The organism is Pirellulales bacterium (assembly GCA_036499395.1).
Classification (GTDB): domain Bacteria; phylum Planctomycetota; class Planctomycetia; order Pirellulales; family JACPPG01; genus JACPPG01.
Window position 1 is genome coordinate 35,469 of record DASYDW010000143.1, and the last position, 24,340, is coordinate 59,808.

The following is a 24,340-nucleotide window of genomic DNA, read 5'->3' on the forward strand; positions in this document are numbered from 1 at the left end:
CAGCGTAACCGGGCACCTGCTGGCCGGGCAAGCGCCAGCGACGCCAGCAATAGATCGTGCGGACCTGGTAAACCGCGAAACTTATGGGCGCGGCGTTGTTGCGGCGGGCTGCGCGTACCGCGTATCCGACTGCTTGATTCTCGGTTCGACCAGGTCCGATAAGCCGGAAGTCCGCGCGCTGCGGATTCTGTCAGAAGCACTTCGCAAGGCCAGGGCCATGAAGATCAAGCACTGGGTCGCTAGCTGGTTGCTCACCGCATTTGGGATCGTTGCTGTCGCCGCTGCTCCGGCCGACGCGGCCGGCATCGTGCCGGGTTCCGGGCAATGCCTGGATATCGTCGGTGACGATTTCGAGGATCCGCAGTGGGGCTACAACTTCAATAGCCCGAAAGCCAGCGTCGATCTGGACAAGAACTCGCGGTTCCCGGCTGGCCAATCGAAAAATGGGCGCTGGCGCGAGAATATCGACCGCGGGCAGCCCGACGTCATGCAACGCGTCCCCACGCCCGAGGGCGGATTGGCGGGCAGCGAATGGTCATTGCTCATGGCGTCAAAGGCGACCGGCATTCCTGGTCAACTGACACGTAAGGGAGAGCAGGACGACGTCTTCATGAGCGTCAACGCGCGGATCGGACGTTACATCCCGGTGGCACAGGGGCCGAGCGTCGTAGTGCGCGTTTTCGTACCGCCGTGGGAAGAATTCGAAGAACGCAGCGGTTCGTCCTTCAGTCTGCGAGCCACGGTGCGCGGCAAGAAACAGGATAAGGACGAGACCGAACCGTACTGGCCTGGCATTTTCGTCAATTACAAGCGCCCCGCCGAACGCCACAAGAACGAGGCACCCGCCTATTGGGTGATTCGCGCGTCGAACCCGGGCGGCGACTATCGCTCTCTGCCTATCAAAGAAGGGGGCTGGTACACGCTTGGCATGTCGTTCACCGGCGATGGCATGATCCACTATTATGTTCGCCAGGGAATCGACGATCTAAGGGCATCGGATCGCGTCGCGTCGCAATTTCCCTACAACTTCCAATGCCTGTACTTTATCGATGTCTTTTTTGACATCTTCGGATCGAATGATGGCCAGAACTGGACAACCGGCTGGGTGATCGATGATCCGGCGGTGTTCCTGGCCTATCCGCCGCGCGTGCCATACGCACTGGTGCGGGCGCCGTCGAAAGCCAAGCCGAAGAAGGCCACGAGGTAATTGCGGCCGAGCGGCGTTTCGAACGCTTGAAGAGTGCACCTTGGCGGTGCCGCTGAAATTTAGCGCCAGCACGCTCACGCTGTCGTGAGCATCACACCCAGGACAGTTGGCACAGCGCTTACGCGTGACGCCTGGCTGCGTCCGCTTTCTGAGCTTAGGCGCCGACCGTGTTTTCGTTCTGCGGTTCGACGGTCGTCGGCTCGCTCGTGGGAGGGACGAACTTGGGGGCCGTCGCTTCGTCGCGATCGTCGGCCGGCGGGTAGTTCGTCACTCGGCTGGGGCGTGAGGAAGCGCTGCTTACCTCTTCCTCAATGCCGCTGAGGCCCTTTTTGAACTCGGTCATGCTCTTACCGAGGGAACGGGCCACGCTCGGCAAGCGGCTGCCAAACAGCAGCACGGCCACGGCGCCTACGATCGCGATTTCCATCGGGCTGAGACCAAACATAACTAAGTCCTCTTATCAGAAAGCTGGTTCAGGCACGCGGCGGTAACAACACGCGCTGCGGCGCCTATTTCTTGACTTGGGTAACTTTCGGGGGGGCACCTTCGGAGTCGTCCTCGATTCCCTGGACCCCCTTTTTGAACTCGACCACGCTGCGCCCCATCGAACGCATAACGCTTGGCAAGCGATTGCCGAACAACAGCAGGACGACCGCTCCGACGATCAAAATCTCGGTAGGACCGATCATGGCTAGGGGGAACATACAATCCTCTTTCGAGATTCGCCGACCAATTCGGTCAATCGACGCGGGGCCAGAAGGAAATACGAGGCGGGATCGTCGAACACGCTGCGCCGGCGGGGTCCCCTTGCCGGGGTGACAGCGCGTCGGGCAGGCGTAACCACCCTACCAGTTTAATTTTACTGACGGCCGGTGGTCAGTCAAACTAAAAGCCAGTAGCCCGGCAGAAGCCCGGTCCGCTGGGTGTGGCGGTCAGGCCGGCTTTTCGGCCCTAACTACCGAAGGGATGCCCGATTCCGATCCGCCCGCCTCGCCTGACTGATGACTGCCGTGCGCATTGTATCGCGGCCATCGCGCGTCAATTCACGGGCTTTTGGCGTCGCGCGGTCGCCTCGCCGCCCCCGGTGTTGTAGAGCGGCAGGTAGCGATAGTAAACCTCGAGACAGAGTGCCCCCAGCGACGTCGAGAAGACACGTCCGCCGTAGCCACCCCACAACGGATCGGGATCCCAACTGCCGGACGCATCGCCCGAGGTCGATTGGCTGTTAACCAAAGCAGTGCTGACGGCTTCGTTCCACTTCACCCATCGCGGGCCTTGCATGCGGAACATGGCCAACGTGCCGTAATACCAGTAGTAGAAGTTCGGCGTGCCTTGGCCGGGTAATTGTCCCAGCAGGAAATCACGGGCTTCATCACCAGCGCCGGCAACCAGCAAATCCAGGAACTCGCGGCAAACCAGCGCCTCGGCGGTCATCGAATGAGTCGGACGCTCTTCCGGGCGATAAGAGGCCAGGCCGCCACTGGTGCCCGCGGAGACGCTGTTCAGATAGCGGACGATCCCTTGCCGCGTGCTTTCCGGAATTGGCAAGCCGGAGTACTCGGCGCTCTTCAGCGCCATTAATTGCCAGCCGAGTTGGCTGGTATCGCCACGTTCGCCGCGCGGGTACGGCGGTTTGTAGCGCCATCCACCGGTCGCAAGGTTTTGCGCCGCGATCGTGTACGCGATCGCGCGTCGTACAGGGCTTGCGAGTCGCTTGTCGCCGGTCATGGCCGACGCTTCGCACAAGGACAGCGTCGCCATGCCATGACAATACATGTGGGCGAAGGTTTCGGCATTGCCCGCCAAGTTGCCGTCGGGACCTTGAGAGGCGATGAGAAAGTCAATGCCGCGTTTGACGACGTCGGCATGTCCACCACTTTGATGCGTGTGGCCGGCGGCCAAGAAGGTTAATAGCGCCAAGCCCGTAACCCCGGTGTCGGCCTGCGCACCGGCTTGTTTCCGATCTTGGCCGAGGGTGTGCGTTTCGCGTCCGCCACCGTGATCGCTCGCGTCCCAACGTCCATCGGCAGATTGATGCTTGGCGAGCCAGTCGAGCGCGGCATTCACCGCGGCCTCGGTCTGGGCTGAGCCGCCGTAACTTTCCGCGATCCGCAAGCGATTCGCCGCGGAACGCTCGCGATACATCTCGGGTACCTCGTACGCCGAAAGCGGAGCGTTCGGATCCCGAGGCGCAGGAGGTGGGACCGCGGTGACGACCGGCCGAGGGCGCACGGCCACAAGCACGCCGATATCGGCTTCGTGCGCCGGCAGCGGGCTCTCTGTTCTGGTAACCGTTTCCCCCGCCAAGAGCGCATCGTTCGTTGCGGTGCTATTGATGTCGGTCGCTAGCGCGGCGGCGGAAGCCGTGGCAAGCGCCGCGACCGCAGCAGCATTAGGTTTGTCGATGGCTGTCGGCGCAGATATCTCGGGCGGCTGTTCGAGCTCGCTCGGGCGTGCGTCCACGGGCGCTTGCGCGGCGGGCGCCGGTTCGCTCGTTGCGACGTCGATTGGCTCCGGCGCGGAAGTCGGCACGGTGATCGTTGTTTCGGGGGGCGCTAGCGGAAGTTCGTTATGTGCGCCGACGATCATGTGGGGGAGCGTCGGTGCCGCGGCGGCTTCGACGGGCACGATTTCGTCGATCGGCTCGCGCGAATCATCCGGCGGAACGTCGACGAGCTTCGGCTCAACCCGCGGCGACTCAGTAGGGGCATCCCAGGGTGCCTTTTCACGGCCACCGTCGCGACCGTCTTCGGCCCCCTTGGCATCGACCGTGTCATAGCCAATAAGATCCGTGACCTTGATCGCCGTTCCATGACCCCGCCCACGACCAGGATGGCTGCGCACGATATGGACCGTCGTGGCATAAGCGATGAACAGTAGATGCACGAACAACGACAGCACCACGCATTTGCGCAAGGGTTGCTCGTGCCCCCAACGGGTCCGCATGAGGACGAACAACGCCACGGTGATCGCGGCCATGCCGGTCCACACCAGGCCAACGACCATGCGCGGGCTGAAGACGAAATCAATAATCGGCTGCAAGGCCGTCAACATCTGGCTATCTCCGTCGCTGCTCGACTTTGACCGAGATAGCCAATTGCGCGATACCGGCTTGCTTGCAAGCGTTCAGGACATCCGCCACGCGTTGAAATTCGCCGGTGCCATCCCCGCGGACCAACACGCCCAGCTCAGCATATTGCTGGCGGGCCCCCGTCAGTTTCGACGTGAGCTCAGCGAGCGAAACGGATTGCCCATCGATCGTGATTTCGCCGTCGCGATAGACGTTGACGACGCGTTGATCGGGGGCATTAGTCAACGCGCCGTGATCGCTGACTCGCGGCACCTCGAGCCCGATCTTGCGTTCCTGCTCGGCGAACTTCGTGCCGACCATGAAGAAGATGATCAACAAGAACACGATGTCGATCATCGACGTCATGTTCAGGTTGGGCATTTCTTCGATTTGCGTTTTCAGCGGCATGGCTGCAACCTTGAGTGTTTCGTGAGCGGGCGACAGTTAGTCGCGCCTGCGGCGTTAGGCGGCTTCGCGGCGTGCGCGCGAGGTGCGTGGCTTTTCGCTCTCGGCGATCGCCTCGGCCGAAATCTCATGCACCAGCTCCTGGCCCAGAGCGTCGATCTCGATCACCAGCCGGTCGACCCGGCCCAGGAAGTACAGGTAAGCGGCCAGCGACGGAATGGCGACGGTCAATCCACCGGCTGTGGTCAACAGAGCTTCGCTAATGCCACCGGCCAATAGCTCTTGCTTGCCCATCGCGTCACTCGCCGAGATTTGATTAAACGAATGGATCATGCCGAACACCGTGCCTTGCAACCCCAAGAGAGGCGAGATCGTGGCGACGGCGTTAATGACCCGCAGGTACTTGCGCAGGCCATTGACGGCGCGCTCCCCGCCATCGAGCAGCGCCTGCTCGATTTCGACTGCCGGGCGGCCCCACTTACGTACACCGTGGGCGAGAACTTGCGCCACGGGGCTGCCGTTTTCCTCGCACAGCACCAGCGCCTGATCGCGATCCAATTCGCCCTCGTGCAGGCGGTGCATGAATCGCTTGACGAAGGGGCGTGGAATCACGCGGCCGGTTCGTAACGCAATGGCCCGTTCGAAGGTGAAGACCAGGAACACGAATGAACAGCAGGCGATGGGGATCATCATCACGCCGCCGGCCTTGACGATCGAGAACAGATTTTTCTCTGAGAAGACCATTGGCGAATGTGCCGTGGGGCTCTCGATGTCTGTCTCTTCCTCACGCACTGCCGTCGGCCCGCCAGCCGATTGTGCCGAACTGGGGCGCGAGAGCACCACCGGCAGCACCAGTCCGGCAATGGCCACGAGCAGTGCCAGCCGCATGTAGAGTTTGGATGCCGAGGTACGCATGATTCGTGGTCCTGTAAGGAATGGTCGCTGGATCGAGACGAGGATGTTCGCTCATCTGCGCAGTTGGGCAAGCCGCAGGGCGGCCTCCTGGTCGAACTTGGTATCGGGGTATTCGTGCAGCAGACGCTGATAGGTCGCCGTTGCTTCGCGGGGCTTCTTGAGCAGCTCTTGGCACTTGCCGGCCTGCAATAGCGCGGCCGCTTGCCACTTGGGATACGCGTGCAGGATTTCGACTTTCAAATACTCGCGCAGCGCTCCTTGGTAGTTGCCCTGATGCATGTATGTCTCGCCGATCATCCACTGGGCCATGGCCGCAGTTTCGGTCTTTCCACCAGCGGCCGAGGCGATAACACGGCGGTATGCCTGACGTGCCTGATCGAATTCGGCCCGCGCGGCATACGCGCGGCCGATGACGTAGTCCGCTTCGAACTGCTGCGAAAAGTCTGGGTATGCTTTGGTGATCGAGGTGGCCGTCTCGAGCGCCTCGGTCCAGTCTGCCTGCTGCGCGAAGATCTGAGCGCGGCGCAGGGGGACCATCGCTCGCCAGGCGGCAGCGTCCGCAGATGCACCGTCGCGTAGGCGTCCTTCGAGCGCGGCGAATTTTGTCGCCGCCTGGTCAAAGTGTTCTTGATGATATTCGGCTTCGGCGATCCAGTATTCCGCAGCCAGCCGCCGTGGCGAATCCGAGTGGTTCGCGATGAGCTGTTCGAGTGGCGTCGCTACCGCATCCCATTTTTCCTGCCCTGCGGCGGATTGTCCGCGCAGGAACAACTGCCGGTCATCAACGTCGTCCGAAAGGACGCGGTCGTTCAATGTCGAGAGCAGCTCGTCCGCCGCGGTGTAACGCTTTTCCTGAATCGCGCGGTGGGCCAGCCGGCACGTGGCTTCGCCGTAATAAACGCTAGCGGGATATTCGGTCCGTAAGCGCTCGAACAACGCATAAGAGTCCGAGGCTTGATCATCGCGGGCGGCGACGCTGGCCCAACGATATAGGATCAGATCGCGATCAATCGCGTGACTTGGACGGGCGATTAACTGTTGATAATAGGATCCGGCGTCGTGCCAACGCTTGAGCGTCGTGCAGAGCTGTGCCGCACGGGCCAGAGCGTCGTCGGCCTCGGGAGCCACGGCGTGCTGCTTGATAATCGCCTTGTACACGTTCAATGCGTCATCGGCACGGTCGAGTTGTTCCAGAGTCTGGCCGTGCAGCAAGGCCCCTTCCAAGACTGCTGATTCCTGCGGGTATCGTGCGAGCAGACGTGTCAGCGTTGCGAGGGCCGCCTCGGATTGATCGTTGGCTCGCTGCGAACGCGCGAGCCCCAGCAATCCGCGTGCGGCGCAGGCCGCGGGCTGGTCGTCGCCCGACAGCGATTCATATAGTTCCGCGGACCAGGAGAGTTCTCCACCGGCGAGCGCCGTGGCTGCCAAGACCTCGGTCGTCGATCGCCGAAGTTCTTCGGTGGGATGCTCGATTAGCAACGCTTTGTAAGCGGCTTTAGCTTCTGCGAATTTTTGGGCACCGGCATAGCACGCGGCCAGTTCCGCCTGGGCGGCCGTTTGCCGTTCGGTGGTGGTGGCGGCGTCGGCGGCCGCGGCCAATAGTGGCGCGGCAAGATCCCACTCGCCCTGTGCCTTGCGCGTCAGACCGAGCCAATAGCGGGCTTCGGCGCGCAGCAAGCCATGTTCGGTCAGTGACTCAAGTACGGTCGCGGCCTGCCCGTATTTTTGCATATGAAACAGGCAGCGAGCTCGGCCTAGTTGTGCGCGGTCGGCTAACGATTGATTCGTGGCTGCAGTGCCGCCGGTAGTGTCCTTTTTATCAAGGTTCCCGCTGGCAGCGGCTTCGGCGGCGGCGAAGGAACTTTCTGCCGTTTGATAATCGGCGGCCGCGTAGGCGTGCATCGCCAAATGGAAATGGGCCTCGGCCTGCTTGGCTCCGCCGGCATCGGCCAGATCCGACAGCAACTGCTGGGCATCTTCCAGTCGACGTTGCTTTTGCCACACCTGGGCAAGCCCTAACCGGCAGTCGTCCGCCAGGGCGCCTTCGAGTTTGCTATCCAGGGCGGCGCGAAAATGGCGTTCGGCATCGTCGACGCGATTGTCCGCCAGGGCGATTTCGCCGCGAAAAGCCAGGGCGTACCCGGCAAGCTTGTCGTCAGGGTAACGCCGGCAGAATTCTTCGAGATCGTGTTCAGCGTCCGCCGGCCGGCCGGCCAGGTAACGGGCTTCGCCGGCGCGGTACAGGGCTTTGCGCTTCAGGTCGGCGTCGCTTGCGCGTTGGGCCTGGGTGAAGGCCTGCGCAGCGGCAGGAAAATCACGCAACTGAACCAGCGCTTCGCCCAGGTAGAACTGGCCGGCAGCTACCCGGTTATCCCCCGGATAGTCCGCCAGGAACGAGCGAAACTCGGCGGCCGCTAGCTCCCAGCGCTTTTGCTGGTAGTGAACGGCCGCCAGCCGGTACTGGTCATCCGCTTCGCCGGCGCGGACCGTCACCATCAGTCCGCTGACCAGCGACAGCGCGGCAATGGCCGCTATGACCAATCGCGGTTGCATGGCAACCTTCTCTCATAAACCGAGGGCCTCGTTGGCGTCGTACAAAGCTGGTGATCTCAGAGATTGCCTGGTACGAGACGTATCGGAAAAACTTGGTGTTGTCGGTTAGGGGATCCCGATGCCAGCATCGTCGACGTTCCCCACCATGTGCAGGTGGTTGTGATCGATGTAGACAACTTCACGCGAGTCTTCGTCGACTGTGGTGGTAGGCACTGGGTAGCCACAGCGTGTCGTGTCGGTGTAGTAGATCGTGCATTTGTAATGGCAGTGGTGATGTTGAGCCGGGCCGATTAGCGGATAGAACCGCGGCGGATCGGTGTAATCTGAGATCCGCTCGATCGTCATGCGGACGTTGTTACGCTGCTTTTCGTACAGCAACGGCACGTTGCCCGACACGGGATGGATCTTTTCCAGGGCCCGCATCACTTCGTCCGGGCTGGGAGGATCGAGGGCGACCGGTTCCGCACCGTTGGTGATCGGGCCCAAGATCGGTACGCGCTCGTAGCGCTCGTGGACCCAGAACTTGTCTTCATGCTTCTTTTGGAAGTACGGACTGACCGGCATCGGCCAGGGGAACTGAAGCACCGGGCCCGAGGCGGTGGCCAGCGGCCAAGCGCATCCCGTGGAGGCGAAGGCCGGCAGCGCCGAAGCGAGCAACAGCAGGTATTTCAGGTGACGAGCTGACATCGTGCGAATCCCCCCTCGGATAACGTCCGTCCTAACTATGCTTTTGCCGAACGCGACTCTCGCGAGAGAGCAGGCGTTGACAGAGTCTGAGCAACTCGCTGCGCAGAACCCTGGATGGCTGAGATTTTTATCGTGTTAAACTGTGCCGAACTTGCGGGTTTTTCCGGTGGCGACGGAAAATGATATTGCCATGAGTCGCGTCGATGCCGCGGATTCATTGGCCAATCTGCGGCGCGCGGTTGCCGAGGTTGAATCGTGAACAGTCACCGCGCGAATCGCGCACGAAAAAGGCCCCGCTCCTGTCGGAACGGGGCCTTGGGATTTCACAAACAACGCGTCGTGGCGCGTTACTGCTTGAAGTTCAGCATCCACCAGCCGTCGTCCCATTCCAGCATCACCTTGCGCCAGCCAAGCGGCACTTGGGGATACGGATAGAAGGGACCAATGTACGGCCAGGCGGTCGGCGAGTATTGCCGCGGGTAAGCGACAGCGGCGTAGTTCGGGTGCGCGGCGTAGCTCGGCCACGCATAGTTCGGCATGTTCGGCTGGTCGTAGCGAGCCGGAGCGACGCCGCCGCTGACGGCCGGCACGCCCATTGGTTGCGGTCCACCGTACGGTCCGCCTGGTCCGCCACCCATTCCTCCGGGGCCACCGCCCGGCGGGCATTGACCCATCATGGCGCCGGCCGCGGCACCGGCCGCACCGATCGGAGCCATCGCCAGGCGAGCCGCATTGGGCATCATCTGTTGTTGCGACATTTGTGCCTGCATCATTTGCGGGCCTTGCATCTGCTGCGGGCTTGGCAGCATCATCGGGCCTTGCATGCCTGGGCCATTCACCATCATCGGGGCCTGCATCATCTGCTCACTCTCGGTGGGCGTGAATGAGTCGGGCACGTTTTGCGAGACCTGTTGCACGGCGTAAGCCTGCGACGTGGCGGGCGAAAGTTTCTTGCCGGCCGTCGAGGGCTGTTTCGAACGCCCCTTCGCGAGCAGCCCCTTACCGCCAGTTTTGGCGGGGACCGACGGATCGGGAAAGATCATCTTGCGGCCGCTGGCCATCCCGTCTTCGCCCCCCGACGCGTTCTGTTGACGATTACCGCCACCGTTTTTCTTGGTGGCTTTGACGTCGAGATTGTTGACGACCTTACTGACGCCGGGCATCGCCGAAGCCATCTGCACGGCCAACGCGCCTTGCTGCTGACTGGCGACGCGGCCGTTCAGATAAACGACATCGTCTTTGGTCGTCACGCCAATCTGATAGTCGGACAATCGTCCGCTGTCGCGCAGCGTTGCGGCGACTGCTTGTGAGAATTCCTTGTTATCGGCCGACGCAATGGCCGGCCAGACACTGGCCACGGCGCAAGTCGCCAGCGCGAAGAAAAAACGTCGCATGCTCCGTCCCTCCCTTTCGATCGGAAGCGTGTAATGATTCTTGGCGAAGTTGGCTGTGCCTTCGCAGCAGGTCTTGGCGGTTCGCGCCGGGTGCATGTCGCATTCGCTGCGAGCGGCCAGCCCCGGAGGGCTTTCCTTCTCCTACAGCGGCGTGCGGCAGGCACGAAGCAATGAAGATCAGTACACGAAAGGTGCGGCCGGGACGGGCGGAATCGCCTGTAACCGATTCACGGCCTGGAAGATGCGACGAACCCCCCGCGCAACCTCCTGCACGATCGAATTGCCTGGATATAGATTTCGACCTGCGGCTCTGCGGAAGGGAGCCTTTTTTTCGATTTTGCCGATTTTGGCGGTTCTTCGGAGTAGCCAAGGCAAAACGGGGCGACCAGGTGAAAGTAAAAAGGGGGCGCCCGCGCGCGGACCGCGCGCAAAGAGAGTTAACGAGCCGATAGCGCGAGGCATTCCGGTCCGATGCCGTACTCAAAGTTCGGCGGTAGCTAAGCGACCACGGACGTCAAATGCCGCGCTCGACCGCTAGCGGGCCAGGGCCTTCTTGCCGTTGTTGAAGTCCCACACGGTCGTCAGGACCATGATGGCCAACGTCGTGCCGGTGATCAGCGCTCCCGCGGGGCTGGTAACCGCCGCGACCAGCGTAGTTCCGCCGACGGCCGCCAGTGACAGGAAGAAGACAGCGTGAAATGCCGCCTGGCGGTGCGAGCCCTGGTGTACGCGGGCGAACCAGGCACTGACCAGGCCCAGTGCTTGAACGGCGGCGAACCACCACAGGGGAAGAAAGGGACGTAGCTCGTGATGCATCGCTTCTCCACATCATGCGGAAGGCGAGCGCCCCGCGAGCGCACTATTGCTAGCGGCGCGCGGCCGGGGCGATGGGGTCGAAAAGTCGTGACACGTTGCGGGACGTGTTCGCGACCGAGAGCCGGGCATCCTGCACGGCTTGGGCGAGCGTAACAGCGAGTTGCATGCCGGAGAAGATCAATCTTTGAGATGGACTGGCCAGAGGGAAACGAGCGTCGATAGTAACTCTCGCACGCCACAATATTTGGCGCAATTAAAAAACCTCGCTGCGGAGATCCTTCTCCACAGCGAGGTCATGGATTGCTAGCAATTCGGCATCGCGAAAGTTGCAGAACTTACAACAACTTTGCGGTTATTTCTTGCGAGCGGTCGACGGATGCAGCAGGTTGCCGACCTCGCGCTCGAGCTCGGTAATATGCACGTTCCGATTCACTACTTTGCCGTCCTTGCCTACCAGGATCATCGTCGGCAACGTGAGGATGCCCAGCTCGTTGGCCAGCTTGCTATCGAGCCCACCCGGCTCGAAGATCTGCGGCCAAGGAACCTTGTGTTCCTTCAAGTATTCAGCGAGCTCTTCAGGCTTGTTGTCGAGGCTGACGCCGATGACGATCAGGCCGTCCTTGCCGTATTGAGCTTGCACTTCCTTGAGCTGTGCCAAGTCGACCACGGCCGGTTCGCACCAGGTGGCCCAATACTGAATCAGCACCAACTTGTCCTTGAACTGGGCGAGATTCAGCGCGGCCACTTTCGGCAGCGCGGGATTGACGTTGTTCCCCTTCACGCTGATGACCTTGCCGACGCAATCCAAGCGTGCGATGGCGCCGGTGGCTTTCTTGGCCGTGTTCGAGTCAGGGAAACTGGTGCGGATTTCGCCGTACCATTTCTTGGCTTCCTCGTCCTGGCCGGCGAACTCCTGGGCCATCGCCAGTTGCAACATCGCCTCGGCGGTATCCGCGCTCTTGGGATGATCCTTGACGAACTTTTCGAGGTTGGCGAGCCAGGCGGATTGGACCGTTTCGAAGGACTTGCCTGCCGAAAGATCACGTCCGTATTGGGCCGTTAAATGGCGGAATTCCGCGTAGGCGGCCAACTCTTCGCCGGCCGGATCCTTTGCTAGCTTGGCATGCAATTCGGCCAGCCGATCGACGCCGTCGGGCCATATTCCTTGCTGCACTGTGGCACTTATGAAGTCGGCCGTTTGGCGAATCCATTGAGCCCGATCTTCTGGCGTGGTGACAATGCTGGCTATCTCTTGCATGACCGCGGCTTTTTGGGCGGCGATTGTGCCTTGTTCTTTCGGATCAGCCGCGTCGTCGTAAGCCTTGTCGAGCCGTTCCAGCTCGGCCAGCAGCTTTTGCGGCGGACCACCGGCGTCGGTTTGTGCTTTCTCGTCTTCGCGATCTCCAGGACGCGACGGGCCGAGCATGCCTGCGATCGGCGTGTCGCCTTCGCCCTCGATCTGCGGAACGCCGATCAGACGCCAGGTGTCGCCGACGCGAACCAGCGTGCCCAGTTGCAACTGCATGTGCTTGCCGTTTGATTCGGCGACAACGACAGCATTGTCGTAGATCACGACGTCCTTGGTCGAACCGTCGGTGCCAGCAGGCATGATACCGGGGCGTGATCCGCCGAACTGTAGCCAGCGAGCGTCGTTGCCGACCGCCTTCTGGCCGGCCAGCAACTTATGAAATTGATCGGGGGCAGCGGCCAGCTTGGTTTTCAATTCTTCAGCGCGGGTATCGCCCAGGCCCAGGCCCTTTAGCTCGTCAGCCGTGAGCAGCAGCCGGGCGAAGCGGGCCGGATCCTTTTCCGAGAGGGCGTGAACCAGCTCGTCGCTGGCCTCTTCGGCCGAGATCTCTTTCCAGCGGTCGATCTTGCCATCTTCGTTCGTGTCTAGGCCCCAGCGTGTGCCGGCCGTATTGAACCAGCGGCACTGGTCAGGTTTGCCGTTGAAGTCCGCGTCGACGTCGCGATAGACCTCGAGGCCGTCCTGGTAGTAGCACCATTGATCGACGACGTTGTCGGTGTTGGTGTCGACGAAGCGGCGCAGGATCTGGCCTGCCTTGTCACGCACGACCCAGGCACTTTGATTGTTGAATTTCTCGGGCTTGATCGTGCATTGTTCGAGGGCGTCTTTGGCCGGCGTGGCGAATTCGACATCCTTCTGAATCGGCGTCAGCTTGAGGGCGTCGGAAACCGTGGGGGCAGCATGTGCGACCTGCCCGGCTAGCGAGGCTAGCAGCAAGCCCGCCACACCGCCGGTGCGGCGAATGTAAAGAGGGATGGTCATCGTGCGAATTCCTTTATCCATATCAACAGCGATCGGAGCGCAGGCGCGGCGCAAACCATGTTGCGTTGATATTCGACCTGAACGATCAGGCAACATGATCGAATCGCAGTGATTTTTTGGATGCCGGCCGCTGGCGGCGCAGGCATGCAGCCAGTCAGGGAAATCGCTGGCGAGAAGCAATACACGGCCGAACGGGAGCCCCCTGTCTTTGCTAGGCAGGAGTCGAAAGGTATGAGGCGGTTTGCGCCTGCCTGGGGGGCGTTTTCCGGGTGCTAAGCTTGACCGGGCAATTCGCTGGGCAGTAGGCAGACTAGGCGGTTTGACAGCGCCAGCTTGAGACTTAAAATAGCGAGTTCGCAGTCGGCAGCAGGTGGCCGACCGGGTGGTGAGTCCGCCACGCGAGAACATCTGCAAGGTCGCCGGGTGAACCGGTCCGCGGGCGCATAGCTCAGTTGGTTAGAGCGCAGCCCTGATAAGGCTGAGGTCCCAAGTTCGAGTCTTGGTGCGCCCATTGTTTAGGCTAGTTTTGCCAGTCGCTCGGACGCGTGTCTGGTGCGCTTATCTGGCCCTTTGCCACGGGGCGTAGGCCGGCCATGGCCGATCGGGAACTGGGACAGGCGATCCGGCCATGGGGCAGCGGGAAGTCGCAAAGTCGAACTCGGCGGCAAACTCGGTTTGCCAAAATGGGGACGTAGCTCAATTGGGAGAGCACTGCCTTTGCAAGGCAGGGGTTGAGGGTTCGATTCCCTTCGTCTCCACTGTTTTTTTTCGTGCAGGGATGTTCTTGTCGGCCGGCTGTTGTCGGTTGACTCTTGGCAGGCTTCTCTGACCTGCTGCACGGTGCGAATTTAAAACGTGCGAGTTTCTATGCTCGCGCATTCTAGCGCGCTCGAGGGGGCTTGAGCCCAGCTTTCGCAATGCATACGAGCGCGCCGAATCGTCGCCATTGCGCTTCCTACGCATGGTAAAACAACCACATGAAATGTATTCATTGCGAATCCGAGGCTCGGGCTGTTTGCCAGTTTTGCGGGCGCGCGGTGTGTGCCGAGCACATCCGTGAAAAGATGTTTTCCTCGGGCTATTCCAGCTCGTTCGGCGCGTGGAGTTGGCGGTTGAATGCCGTTCGCGTCGAGGACGCGGTGTGGTGCGGCAAGTGCCATCCCGAGCACCAGTACACTTCGTAAGCTGGTGCCTCGTCGATATCTCTACGCCAGTTGGTGCGACGCGCGTTAGCGGCGGCGCAATAAAAAAAGCCGCTGCCCGAACGATACGGACAGCGGCTTTCGATTGTCTTCCGGACTGATGTCCGAGTTTCTTGTGCTACTGCACGAGCGCTTCGGCGTCCTTGAGGACCGAGGCGATGGCGGCGTCATCGAGCGCACCCTTGGCGAAGCCGTGGGCCGCGGTGACCTTGCCACCCTTGGCGACGATCACTGTGACGTCGGCCGAGGGATTGATGCCGTAGTCGGCGGGACCGTTTTCGAATTCGACGGGCACCACCAGCGGCACGTTCGAGGCCTTGGTGCTGCTGCTGAATTCCTTCGCCTTGGCTTCCAGGGTGTCACGATCGCTGCCCAACAGGTTGACGAACGCGGCCAGTTGCTTGCTCGAGTTGGCAGCGACGGCGCCGTCCAACTTCTTCACGAGCGAGGCGACCTTCTCGTCGGTCGAGCGCGAGAAGACCATCACCATCGGGCGAGAACCGTACTTGCAACGGTAGCACAGCTCGGAGCCCACTTTCACGTTGTCATCGGGACCGGCACATTTGACGACGTCAAACGGTCCGATCAGCTTGCCCGGCTCGAGGCCACTCTTCAGTTCGGCGGCCACGGCTACACCAGCGGCCAACGCCAGGGTCAGGCAGATAGTCAAAGCTTTCTTCATGACGAGTTACATCTCCACAAAAGGATAGAAAGTAACGCAGAGCTGAACAAAATTCCGCGTTGCCCGGTGCGGAACAAAATGCGAGCAAATGCTAGCGGCAGGACAGTTCGCTCAAATCCAAAACGGTCCGCAGCAAGTACGCACGCCACGGACGATGGTTCATGCAAAATTGGGAGTGGGCAAAAAAAGTTTGTTGGCGTGCCGACGATTGTTGAGGCCAGCGATCATCCCCGATCCTGGCAGCCCCTCGCATCCATTGCTCCTAAGGGTACTGGGGTCGTGCTGGGAAGGCAACCTGGTCTTGGGGCGTAATCGTCTCCATAATTGTGAGATTGCCGTGAAGATCGTTAGGGAATCAGCGCGGCGAAAAAATGACCACCTGTCTGCGCCGTCTTCTTCGTTTACCGTAACCGGCGGTTTGGCTGCCGATAGATTGCCTCTCAATGGCATATTCCAGGTTCCAAAGGTATGACTCTGGCCCGCACGGGGTGTCTTGCACCTAGTCGTGGCAGGCCGGGTTGAGCTACGATAAACCAATTGTTGCGGCATACGGGACCGGTCAACATTTTCGACAGCATTCCGAGGCGGACACCCAACGCACGCCATGACACGTGTTCGCCTGCTATTCACGTCGACGTTGCTGCTGGTGGTTGCCGGTCTCTGCGGCGCGTATTGGCTTGCGCCCTGGTCGTTGTCATTGGCCGTCGCGCAGGGAACTTCTCGCCCGCCCGATCGTTCGCCTGTTGATGTGGTCCTTTCAGCCGATGAGCAATGGGCGGTCACGGCCAATGAGACTTCGGCCAGCCTATCGGTTGTTGATCTTGCTAGCGGCCGGGTTGCGATAGAGGTGCCTTGCGGCGCCCATCCTTCGACCATCGCCGCGCAGGGCGAGACATTGCTCGTCAGTTGCAGTTACAGCGGCACGTTAGAACGATTTCGCTGGTCCGGCGCGACGCTTGAGCCGGTGGAAAAGATTTCGCTCGGATTCGAGCCGGCCGGCGTGGCGATCGCGCCCAATGGCCGCACTGCGTATGTCGCCTTGAGCATGGCCGCGGAAGTCGCGGTCGTTGACTTGGAAACCAATCAAGTTGCGGCGCGGATTCCGGTCGGACGATGGCCGCGGTACGTGGCGCTGTCGCCCGATGGCGCGCGTCTGGCGGTGAATTGCAATGGTGATCGCGCCATCGCGGTCGTCGACACGCAAGCCCGCAAGATGCTGTTTTTGAATGAGTATGGCGGCATCAACGCGGGGCACATGCAGGTCTCGGCCGACGGAGAGTGGGTTTACGTCCCATGGATGATTTACCGCCACAACCCAATCGAAGAACGCAACGTCCAGCGCGGCTGGGTGCTGGGCTCGCGAATCGCGCGGTTACGCATGGACGAGCAAACGTTGCGCGAAGCGATCACGCTCGACCCGCCTGGCAAAGCCGTCAGCGATCCGCACGGACTTGCACTGAGTAACGACGGGCAATGGATGTATTCAACGGGGTCGGGCACGCACGAACTATTGGCGTATCGCCTCGAGGGGTTGCCATTCCAATCCACCGGCGGACCGGGAGATCATATAGATCGAGAACTAGCTCGAGATCCACAGCGCTTTTATCGCGTCACGCTGGGCGGACGCCCGATGGGCCTGCGCATCACGAAAGATGGCCGGCGTGCGATTGTGGCGAATTATCTGTTGAACAGCCTGCAGATCGTCGAGCTCCAGCGGCGCGCGATTGCGCAAGAGATTTCGCTTGGCGGCCCGGACGAGCCCTCGGTTGAGCGGCAAGGGGCCGCGATCTTCTACGATGCGGCGCGCAGCCTCGACCAATGGTATGCCTGCCATACGTGCCATTACGAGGGAGGAAGCAACGCCGTCACGATGGACACCAAGAATGACGGCAGCTACGGCACCTTCAAGACGGTGCCGGGGCTATACAACGTCTCGCAAACGGCCCCTTGGACATGGCACGGCTGGCAAGAGAATCTCGGCGCCGCGGTTCATAAATCGATTACCGAAACGATGCTGGGGCCGGAACCAACGAACGATGACGTGCAGGCCGTCGTGGCGTTTTTGCAAGCTTTGCCCCCGCCGCCGAATTCGTACCGGAATCCCGACGGATCTCTTTCCGAGGCTGCGCGGCGCGGCGAGCTGGTCTTTCGCGGCGAGAAGGCGGGTTGCTCGACCTGCCATCAAGGGCGTGAGTTCACCGACAACCAACTGCACGACGTCGGCCTGGGTTCCCCGAAGGACGTCTACCCGACGTTCAATACACCTTCGCTGCGGTTTGTCTCGCGCAAGGTTCGGCTGCTGCACCACGGTCGGGCCCAAAGCCTGGCCGATGTCCTCGGAGACTTGCACGCCCCCCAGAATGTCACCGGCAGGGGGGAGTTGTCCGCCGACGAGCTGGCGGATTTGATAGAGTATGTGAAGTCGCTGTAAGATCACGGTGACAGCCTGCCGCCGAGCGCCAGCCCGAAAAAGCGCGGCGCTCTGGCAAACCGTTTTTAGCCCGCCCATTTTGCATCGCCCGCCCCGCTCCGTTTTTTCCCAACCGTAAACTTTTTCGAACCGCCACGACCCCCGGGTTCGTGACCAGCGGTGTTTTTATTGGGCAGATCGTGCGCGAGATTGTCAAAGACTTGCCCCTGCCATTTGAGCAGGAAGGCCCATCGATTCGCTGGGAGACAACCAATGTTTCGTCGTGGTTTGCTGATTGCCGTGGCTGGGATGTTCATTTCACAAATTGCCACGCTGGTCCACGCGGCCTCACCCGGCGACAGTTGGCCGACATTTCGCGGTTCGACTCGTTCGGCGGCCGCGCCTGATACGGGACTGCTGACGGCCTGGCCTGAAGGGGGACCGAAGCTCCTGTGGAAGGCGGCCGGCGCGGGGCGCGGATATTCGAGCCTGGCGATTGCAGGCGGACGCATCTACACACTCGGTGACGCTCCGTCGACGTCCGAAGACCCGGACGAATTTCTGGTCTGCTTCGATCAGACGGATGGTAAGCCACTTTGGAAAGCCAAGACCGGCGCGCCCTGGACCGAAGGAAAGCCGACCTGGCAGAGCTCGCGCAGTACGCCCACCGTGGATGGTGATCGCGTTTATGTGGTCACTCCGCACGGGGTGCTGGTCTGCTGCCAGACCGATGGGCACGAACTGTGGCGCAAGGATCTGAGGAAGGATTTCGAAGGCAAGAAGGCCGACGGCTGGGGCTACAGCGAATCGGTTCTGATCGACGGCGACAAGCTGGTATGCACCCCGGGCGGACCGACGAATACGATGGTGGCGCTCGACAAAATGACGGGCGCGACGCGCTGGACCACGTCGCGGGCCGAGGATCGTGGGGCAGGGCATTCCTCGATCGTGGTCGCTAACGTCGGTGGTACGCGCGTCTACGTCCAGGACACCGGCAGTGGTGCGATGGGTGTCCGTGCCGAGGATGGCAAGCTGCTGTGGACGTTTGATATCGATCAGACCACGGCCGTGATTCCCACGCCGATTGTCCGCGACGACCTGGTTTTCTTCGTGGCCGGATACGGTCGGGGCGGGGCGTTACTGAAGCAGGTTCCGGGCGCGGCCGGAGAAGTGTCGATCGAAGTCGTCTATCCGCTGAAGCAAGAGTTGGGCAACAAGCACGGTGGTGTCGTTCTGGTCGGCAACTACTTGTTTGGCGATTCGGAAGATCGGGGTATCCCCTGGTGCGCGGATCTCTTGACCGGCGAGGTCAAATGGAAGTCACGCGGCAGTGGACATGATTCGGCGTCGATGGCGGCCGCCGACGGCCACCTGTACATCCATTACGCCGACGGCACGATGACCCTGGTCAAAGCTTCGCCCGAGGGCTTTGAAGAGGCCGGCCATTTCGAGGTGCCCGGCAGCGGCGAGCGTCCGAGCTGGTCGCACCCGGTCGTGCTGGATGGCAAGCTCTATGTCCGCGAAGGGGACGTAATCGTCTGTTACGACCTGCGGAAATAATATAGAGCGATCGCAACTGCTAGCTTCACGCTGTTGGTGCGCGCGATGCGGGGCGTTTACACGCGGTGCTTTTTCCCTTCGCGATGCGTCGTGAAGCGAATTTGCTTTCCCCTCCGTTAGTTGGTCGCAATTGAACCACGTGTTCAATACGGCCGTTGTCCTATGCCATTCGGCAGGGAAGTGCGCAAAACGCTTGCCACGCGGAATTGGCAATTGGTAGGCTCGTTTGTGCATTACGCCGAGGGACCGGGTTCTGCGGATCGCTTTTGCTTCTGAAAGCAGGTCCAACGGATCGTCCGTTGCGTAAACAGGGATGTTTTATGGAACGAGCTGGATATCCGCCGGTACGTGCGCTGGTCGTCGACGACGAGCCTGATGGCCGTTATGTGCTCGTCAAGCTGCTCGAGAATCTGCAGTGCGAGGCGACAGGCTGCGAAGATGGCCAGGCTTGCCTCGATATGGTGCGTGAGCTGCGCCCCGATCTTGTTCTGCTGGATCTTGCGATGCCCGGCATGGACGGGTTTCAGGTCGTTGAGCGCCTTCGCGAGCTGGAAATCGCGCCGCCGCTGCTGGTCGCCCTGAGCGGCTATGGTGATGCGAAAATCGTTGCCCGCTGCCTCGAGGCGGGCTTTCAACGGCACGAATTAAAGCCGATTCGCATCGACAGCCTGACCGTCCTTCTCGACGAAGCCCGACGGTTGGCGCCCCAGCCCACGGCATGATCCGGCGGGATCGCGATTTCGCTAGTGCGCGGGGCATCGGTCAGGCCTTGGCACGGCGTGACGGGCGCTCATTCCCGGCGGCTGTTGGGCCATTTATACTGAGGTGGCCTGCCTTTTCCCGCTCTCGCGAAGCTGCCTGATGCCAACCGTCGGTCTGTTCATCCCTTGCTACGTTGACCAACTGTTTCCCCAGGTCGGCCTGGCCACGGTCGATTTGCTCGAACAGGCCGGATATGGCGTCGAATATCCGGCGGATCAGACCTGCTGCGGACAGCCGATGGCCAATACCGGTTGCACCGAACAGGCAAGGCCGCTGGCCGAACGATTTCTGGCGATATTCTCGGGCTATGACTACGTCGTTGCCCCGTCGGGAAGTTGCGTCGCCATGGTGCGCTGTCACTACGACGAATACCTGGCCGGGCAGCCTGGCTTCGAGGAACTGAAGAAGAAGACGTTCGAGCTATGCGAGTTCCTGGTCGATGTCGCCGATACGTCGCGTGTCGACCATCGCTTTCCTTACCGCGTCGGCTTGCACCAAAGTTGCCACGGACTGCGCGAACTGCGCCTGGCGAGTTCGAGCGAACTGGTCGCACCTGCGTTTGGCAAGGCGCAAAGGCTATTACAAATGGTCGACGGTCTGGAACTGGTGACGCTCGCTCGCCCCGACGAATGTTGCGGCTTTGGCGGTACATTCGCCGTGGCCGAAGAAGCCGTCTCGTGCATGATGGGGAACGATCGTATTCACGATCATCTGACCGCGGGGGCCGAAGTCCTCACGGCCAATGACATGTCATGCCTGATGCACATGGCTGGCTTGATCCGTCGTCAGGGAAAACCGCTGCGTGTGATGCATATCGCCGAAATCCTGGCGGGGCATTCGAAATGAATCATGCACCGCTCGCCGCCGCGTTCGTAGCCGATGCGCCGCGCGCGAAATGGCACGATGAAACCCTGTGGTTTGTCCGCGCGAAGCGCGACAAGGCCGCGCAGTCGGTGCCGGAATGGGAAGAGTTGCGTGAATGCGCCGCCCAGATCAAGGCTCACACCGTATCGCGGCTGGCCGATTATCTAGAGCAATTCGAGCGCGAGGCGACACGCCGTGGCGCGGTGGTGCATTGGGCGCGCAACGCGGCTGAGCACAACGAAATCGTGCTCAAGCTGCTAAGTGATCGCGGTGTCAAGCGATTGGTTAAAAGCAAATCGATGTTGACCGAGGAATGCCACCTGAATCCGTTCCTCGAACGGCACGGCATCGAGGTCGTCGATACCGATCTCGGCGAGCGGATCGTGCAACTGGCTGGCGAATCGCCAAGTCACATTGTCCTGCCCGCGATCCACAAGAAGAAAGAAGACGTCGGCCAGATCTTTCACGAGCACCTGGGCACCACGGCGGGCGCCACGGATCCGAACTACCTGACCGAGGCAGCCCGCCAGCATTTGCGCGAGAAATTCGTGCAGGCCGAGGCAGGACTGACGGGCGTGAATTTCGCGATCGCGGAAACGGGCGGTTTTGTCGTCTGCACCAACGAAGGGAATGCCGACCTGGGCGTGTCGCTGCCGACGTTGCACATTGCCTCGATGGGAATCGAGAAGCTGGTTCCACGCGCGCAAGACCTGGGCGTGTTCCTACGGCTCTTGGCGCGTTCAGCCACCGGACAGCCGATTACGACGTACAGTTCGCACTTTCATGGCCCGCGACCCGGCGGCGAGCTGCACATCGTGCTGGTCGACAACGGGCGCAGCGACATTCTGGCGAGTGACGAGTTTCGCCGTTCGTTGAATTGCATTCGGTGCGGCGCGTGCATGAATACCTGCCCGGTCTATCGGCGCAGCGGCGGTCATAGCTATCAAACTTCGGTGCCTGGCCCAATCGGCTCGATCCTGGCCCCGTCCCGCAATCCGAAAATGTTCTACAGCCTGCCGCAAGCGTGCAGCTTGTGCGGTTCATGCAGCGACGTCTGTCCGGTGAAGATCGACTTGCATCATCAATTGCTCACCTGGCGGCGCGAACTGGCGCACCAAGGATTGCTCTCCCGTTCGAAACGGTTGGGCATGCAAGCGATGAGCTTTGTTTTCCGCCGTCCGGCCCTGTATCGCCTGGCGGGACGGGTGGCGCGCTGGCTGACACCACTGTTGCCGCGGTTCATGATTTACAACGGTCTGAATGCCTGGGGAAAGCAACGCGAGCTGCCGGACTTCCCGGCCAAGAGTTTTGGTGAGCAATACGCCGAGCGCCGTCGCCATGAGTCGCAACGAAATTCTTAAATCAATCCGCGCGCAGCGCGTGCCCACGGCCGAACTACCTAGCCTCGATCGCACGTGGTTGCGCTTCGCCGATCCGCTGGCGCAATTCGAAAGCCAGTTGGCCGGGGTAGGGGGGCGTGCGGTACGGGTGCGCTCGACCGACGAGATTGCGCCGATCTTAAATGCTCGGCCTGAGTTCGCGAATGCTAATGGCATCGTGTCGCATGTAGCCGGCGTCGCGGCGAATTGCGATTTGGCCACCATCGCTGACCCGCACGAACTGGAATCGGTCGATTGGGCGATTATGCCCGCCGAATTCGGCGTTGCCGAGAATGGCGCCGCTTGGGTGACGGACGAGCGGATCCGCCATCGGGCGATCTATTTCATCGTGCAACATCTGGCCCTGGTGCTGCCGGCGGATCAGATCGTACACAATATGCACGAGGCCTACGCCCGGCTGAGTGTGGGCAGCTCCAGCTTGGGCGTCTTTATTTCCGGCCCCTCGAAGACGGCTGATATCGAGCAATCGCTCGTGATCGGCGCTCACGGACCGCGCTCGCTGACGGTGTTCCTCGTCGAGCCGGCATAATCGTCGCTGTACCACGGTCCCGCGGTCAGGAAGTCTTCGCAAGGCGATCTCCCCCGACCAAGGTATCCCGGGTTCGAGTTGCCAGTCGCGACCGACGAAGGCATTATTGGTTGACGAGAATCCGAGCGTCTATCAAGAGTTGTACGTTATTGGCGTTCGCACGACGCGGTCCAAGCAAGAAAAGTATGAAGAAAGCAGTATGAGCGACGAGGGGGAGGCTATCGGGCAGCGAACCGGCACAAAGCCAGCCGAAGCAGTGATGCCGCGCGTTCGCCGTGCGGCCGTTTCAGTCGGGGCGCCGTCGGCGGGCGTCACGCTGTTTGCCGTTGCGATGGCGATGATCGTGCCACTTTGCTACTCGTTGTTCACTCAACAAGTCTGGGAAGATTCGTACATCACTTTGCGGCATGCTGAGAATCTGTTGAACGGCGACGGGCTGCTGTTCAATCCCGGAGAGCGCGTGCATGGTTTCACGTCGCCGGTGAATGTGCTGCTATTGGCCGCCTGCAGCCTGGCCACCGGGCAAGGCTCGGCTCAGGCGACGCTGTGGCTGTATCGCGTGTTGTCGGCCGTGGCCTTTGCCGCAGGTGCGCTTTTTCTCGTGCGCCGTGTCGGCAGAGAGACGCCTTCTTACCCGGCGAGCGCCTGGTGCCTGGCGCTGCTTTACTGTTTTGATTTGAAGGCGGTCGCTTTCACGGCCAACGGGATGGAGACTGCCTTTCTGCTATTTTTTCTCGCTGCCGCGATTTCCTTATGGATTCGCGATGATGCCGATCTTTGGATGGCACGCGGCGTCTGCTGGGCGGGACTGATGTGGTCACGGCCTGATGCGGTTGTCTATATCGCCGCGCTTGTCGCCGGAGATTTCTTCTTCGCTCGCCTCGACCGGCGCCGGCTATGCGTGTCGCTGGCCAAGAGCGCCGTTGTGTGCGCTGTGCTGTACAGTCCCTGGGTAGCGTGGGCCTGGTGGTATTACGGCTCTCCCGTTCCACAAACCGTGATCGCGAAGGGATTCGTCCCCGGCGGTCAGGCGGCGCGGCTTACGGTGATGCTTGATAATTTGCTGCAAATCGCCCTGAGTCAGGCCAGCGCGATTTTTCGCCCGATTTACGCGTTCTCGCCCGAGGGGGAATGGCTCGAGTCGCATCCTGCGATGTGGGCTATCAATGGACTGACGAGCGCGGCCAGCATTTTTTGCTGCGTCTACTGGCTGTTTCCGGTCGAGGATCGGCTGGGGCGCGCGGCGTCGCTAGCATTTACGATTGCGGTTGGATACTTCACGTTCATGCTGTTTCCCGCGCCGTGGTATCTGCCGCCGGCAGCCTTGTTTGGCATGGTGGCGCTGGTGCGCGGCGCGATCACCCTGTCCGGCGCCCTGCAGCGCCGTCGAAGCGCGGGATTTAGTGCCGAAGCAGCAAACCGTAATGTCCGTGTCGCCGGTTGGCATCCGGTAGCGCTGGGCTGGCTCGTTGCGATCGTGTTCGGACAGATCGTCCTGTTCGGTTTGAGCGCGCATCAAATGCGGATTCAGCAGACCGAGATCGAACAGGGACTGCGTACACAACTCGGGCTTTGGTTGCGTGAGCATGGTCGC

The 24,340-nt window shown here is 61.2% G+C and carries 20 protein-coding genes and 2 tRNA genes; 11 read left to right on the top strand and 11 right to left on the bottom strand.

Annotated elements, in window-relative coordinates; genetic code table 11:
- Positions 1-217 precede the first annotated feature (217 nt).
- Entirely contained in the window at positions 218-1,207 is a 990-nt protein-coding gene (locus VGN12_30090) for a hypothetical protein (GenBank protein HEY4313731.1), read from the top strand.
- 154 nt (positions 1,208-1,361) lie between these two features.
- On the opposite strand, the gene VGN12_30095 is transcribed toward VGN12_30090, so the two are convergent.
- From VGN12_30095 to VGN12_30140, 10 genes are all read right to left on the bottom strand, one after another.
- A complete protein-coding gene (locus VGN12_30095; GenBank protein HEY4313732.1) occupies positions 1,362-1,652 on the bottom strand; it encodes a twin-arginine translocase TatA/TatE family subunit in 291 nt (96 codons plus the stop codon).
- Positions 1,653-1,716: 64 nt separating this feature from the next.
- The gene (locus VGN12_30100; protein HEY4313733.1) at positions 1,717-1,911 is read right to left on the bottom strand and encodes a twin-arginine translocase TatA/TatE family subunit; all 195 of its coding nucleotides are present in this window, start codon (positions 1,909-1,911) and stop codon (positions 1,717-1,719) included.
- A 334-nt stretch (positions 1,912-2,245) separates the two neighbouring features.
- Entirely contained in the window at positions 2,246-4,261 is a 2,016-nt protein-coding gene (locus VGN12_30105; protein HEY4313734.1) for a hypothetical protein, read from the bottom strand.
- A gap of 4 nt (positions 4,262-4,265) precedes the next feature.
- Positions 4,266-4,685 (bottom strand): biopolymer transporter ExbD, encoded by a 420-nt coding sequence (locus VGN12_30110; GenBank protein HEY4313735.1) that lies wholly within the window; start codon positions 4,683-4,685, stop codon positions 4,266-4,268.
- A 54-nt stretch (positions 4,686-4,739) separates the two neighbouring features.
- Positions 4,740-5,597 (bottom strand): MotA/TolQ/ExbB proton channel family protein, encoded by an 858-nt coding sequence (locus VGN12_30115; protein ID HEY4313736.1) that lies wholly within the window; start codon positions 5,595-5,597, stop codon positions 4,740-4,742.
- Between the two features lie 51 nt (positions 5,598-5,648).
- The gene (locus tag VGN12_30120; protein HEY4313737.1) at positions 5,649-8,150 is read right to left on the bottom strand and encodes a tetratricopeptide repeat protein; all 2,502 of its coding nucleotides are present in this window, start codon (positions 8,148-8,150) and stop codon (positions 5,649-5,651) included.
- Between the two features lie 105 nt (positions 8,151-8,255).
- On the bottom strand, positions 8,256-8,837 hold the full coding sequence (locus tag VGN12_30125; GenBank protein ID HEY4313738.1) for a hypothetical protein: 582 nt from the start codon (positions 8,835-8,837) through the stop codon (positions 8,256-8,258).
- A gap of 347 nt (positions 8,838-9,184) precedes the next feature.
- Entirely contained in the window at positions 9,185-10,231 is a 1,047-nt protein-coding gene (locus tag VGN12_30130) for a BON domain-containing protein (protein HEY4313739.1), read from the bottom strand.
- 534 nt (positions 10,232-10,765) lie between these two features.
- Positions 10,766-11,047: a hypothetical protein gene (locus tag VGN12_30135; protein ID HEY4313740.1), complete on the bottom strand. Its 282-nt coding sequence runs from the start codon at positions 11,045-11,047 to the stop codon at positions 10,766-10,768.
- A 352-nt stretch (positions 11,048-11,399) separates the two neighbouring features.
- The gene (locus VGN12_30140) at positions 11,400-13,337 is read right to left on the bottom strand and encodes a thioredoxin-like domain-containing protein (protein HEY4313741.1); all 1,938 of its coding nucleotides are present in this window, start codon (positions 13,335-13,337) and stop codon (positions 11,400-11,402) included.
- A 437-nt stretch (positions 13,338-13,774) separates the two neighbouring features.
- On the opposite strand from VGN12_30140, the gene VGN12_30145 reads away from it, so the two are divergent.
- From VGN12_30145 to VGN12_30155, 3 genes are all read left to right on the top strand, one after another.
- Positions 13,775-13,848, top strand: a tRNA-Ile gene (locus tag VGN12_30145).
- Between the two features lie 174 nt (positions 13,849-14,022).
- Positions 14,023-14,095 (top strand) — tRNA-Ala (locus VGN12_30150).
- Between the two features lie 219 nt (positions 14,096-14,314).
- The gene (locus VGN12_30155; protein HEY4313742.1) at positions 14,315-14,521 is read left to right on the top strand and encodes a hypothetical protein; all 207 of its coding nucleotides are present in this window, start codon (positions 14,315-14,317) and stop codon (positions 14,519-14,521) included.
- 136 nt (positions 14,522-14,657) lie between these two features.
- Here VGN12_30155 and VGN12_30160 read toward each other — a convergent pair whose 3' ends face one another.
- Positions 14,658-15,221 carry a hypothetical protein gene (locus VGN12_30160; protein HEY4313743.1) on the bottom strand — a complete coding sequence of 188 codons (564 nt, stop codon included), beginning with the start codon at positions 15,219-15,221 and terminating at the stop codon, positions 14,658-14,660.
- 604 nt (positions 15,222-15,825) lie between these two features.
- On the opposite strand from VGN12_30160, the gene VGN12_30165 reads away from it, so the two are divergent.
- The 7 genes from VGN12_30165 to VGN12_30195 form a co-directional block, all read left to right on the top strand.
- Entirely contained in the window at positions 15,826-17,652 is a 1,827-nt protein-coding gene (locus VGN12_30165) for a hypothetical protein (GenBank protein HEY4313744.1), read from the top strand.
- A gap of 252 nt (positions 17,653-17,904) precedes the next feature.
- Positions 17,905-19,191, top strand: a complete 1,287-nt coding sequence (locus VGN12_30170) for a PQQ-binding-like beta-propeller repeat protein (protein HEY4313745.1) — start codon at positions 17,905-17,907, stop codon at positions 19,189-19,191.
- Between the two features lie 320 nt (positions 19,192-19,511).
- Positions 19,512-19,913, top strand: coding sequence for a response regulator (locus VGN12_30175; GenBank protein HEY4313746.1), 402 nt, complete (start codon positions 19,512-19,514; stop codon positions 19,911-19,913).
- A 139-nt stretch (positions 19,914-20,052) separates the two neighbouring features.
- A complete protein-coding gene (locus VGN12_30180; GenBank protein ID HEY4313747.1) occupies positions 20,053-20,799 on the top strand; it encodes a (Fe-S)-binding protein in 747 nt (248 codons plus the stop codon).
- Positions 20,796-22,178 (top strand): lactate utilization protein B, encoded by a 1,383-nt coding sequence (locus VGN12_30185; GenBank protein ID HEY4313748.1) that lies wholly within the window; start codon positions 20,796-20,798, stop codon positions 22,176-22,178. Before VGN12_30180 ends, VGN12_30185 begins: the two co-directional genes overlap by 4 nt.
- A complete protein-coding gene (locus VGN12_30190) occupies positions 22,156-22,746 on the top strand; it encodes an LUD domain-containing protein (protein ID HEY4313749.1) in 591 nt (196 codons plus the stop codon). The genes VGN12_30185 and VGN12_30190 overlap by 23 nt, the downstream gene beginning before the upstream one ends.
- A gap of 106 nt (positions 22,747-22,852) precedes the next feature.
- Positions 22,853-24,340 (top strand): hypothetical protein (locus VGN12_30195; protein HEY4313750.1); only part of this gene is annotated, 1,488 nt, incomplete at its 3' end.

Bases quoted from the DNA above. Each gene is read 5' to 3' on its own strand.
- VGN12_30170 (HEY4313745.1), top strand. From the start codon at position 17,905: ATGTTTCGTCGTGGTTTGCTGATTGCCGTGGCTGGGATGTTCATTTCA.
- VGN12_30115 (HEY4313736.1), bottom strand. From the start codon at position 5,597: ATGCGTACCTCGGCATCCAAACTCTACATGCGGCTGGCACTGCTCGTG.
- VGN12_30165 (HEY4313744.1), top strand. From the start codon at position 15,826: ATGACACGTGTTCGCCTGCTATTCACGTCGACGTTGCTGCTGGTGGTT.
- VGN12_30155 (HEY4313742.1), top strand. From the start codon at position 14,315: ATGAAATGTATTCATTGCGAATCCGAGGCTCGGGCTGTTTGCCAGTTT.
- VGN12_30160 (HEY4313743.1), bottom strand. From the start codon at position 15,221: ATGAAGAAAGCTTTGACTATCTGCCTGACCCTGGCGTTGGCCGCTGGT.
- VGN12_30090 (HEY4313731.1), top strand. From the start codon at position 218: ATGAAGATCAAGCACTGGGTCGCTAGCTGGTTGCTCACCGCATTTGGG.
- VGN12_30140 (HEY4313741.1), bottom strand. From the start codon at position 13,337: ATGACCATCCCTCTTTACATTCGCCGCACCGGCGGTGTGGCGGGCTTG.
- VGN12_30105 (HEY4313734.1), bottom strand. From the start codon at position 4,261: ATGTTGACGGCCTTGCAGCCGATTATTGATTTCGTCTTCAGCCCGCGC.
- VGN12_30100 (HEY4313733.1), bottom strand. From the start codon at position 1,911: ATGTTCCCCCTAGCCATGATCGGTCCTACCGAGATTTTGATCGTCGGA.
- VGN12_30130 (HEY4313739.1), bottom strand. From the start codon at position 10,231: ATGCGACGTTTTTTCTTCGCGCTGGCGACTTGCGCCGTGGCCAGTGTC.
- VGN12_30120 (HEY4313737.1), bottom strand. From the start codon at position 8,150: ATGCAACCGCGATTGGTCATAGCGGCCATTGCCGCGCTGTCGCTGGTC.
- VGN12_30190 (HEY4313749.1), top strand. From the start codon at position 22,156: ATGAGTCGCAACGAAATTCTTAAATCAATCCGCGCGCAGCGCGTGCCC.
- VGN12_30095 (HEY4313732.1), bottom strand. From the start codon at position 1,652: ATGTTTGGTCTCAGCCCGATGGAAATCGCGATCGTAGGCGCCGTGGCC.
- VGN12_30125 (HEY4313738.1), bottom strand. From the start codon at position 8,837: ATGTCAGCTCGTCACCTGAAATACCTGCTGTTGCTCGCTTCGGCGCTG.
- VGN12_30110 (HEY4313735.1), bottom strand. From the start codon at position 4,685: ATGCCGCTGAAAACGCAAATCGAAGAAATGCCCAACCTGAACATGACG.
- VGN12_30135 (HEY4313740.1), bottom strand. From the start codon at position 11,047: ATGCATCACGAGCTACGTCCCTTTCTTCCCCTGTGGTGGTTCGCCGCC.
- VGN12_30185 (HEY4313748.1), top strand. From the start codon at position 20,796: ATGAATCATGCACCGCTCGCCGCCGCGTTCGTAGCCGATGCGCCGCGC.
- VGN12_30180 (HEY4313747.1), top strand. From the start codon at position 20,053: ATGCCAACCGTCGGTCTGTTCATCCCTTGCTACGTTGACCAACTGTTT.
- VGN12_30175 (HEY4313746.1), top strand. From the start codon at position 19,512: ATGGAACGAGCTGGATATCCGCCGGTACGTGCGCTGGTCGTCGACGAC.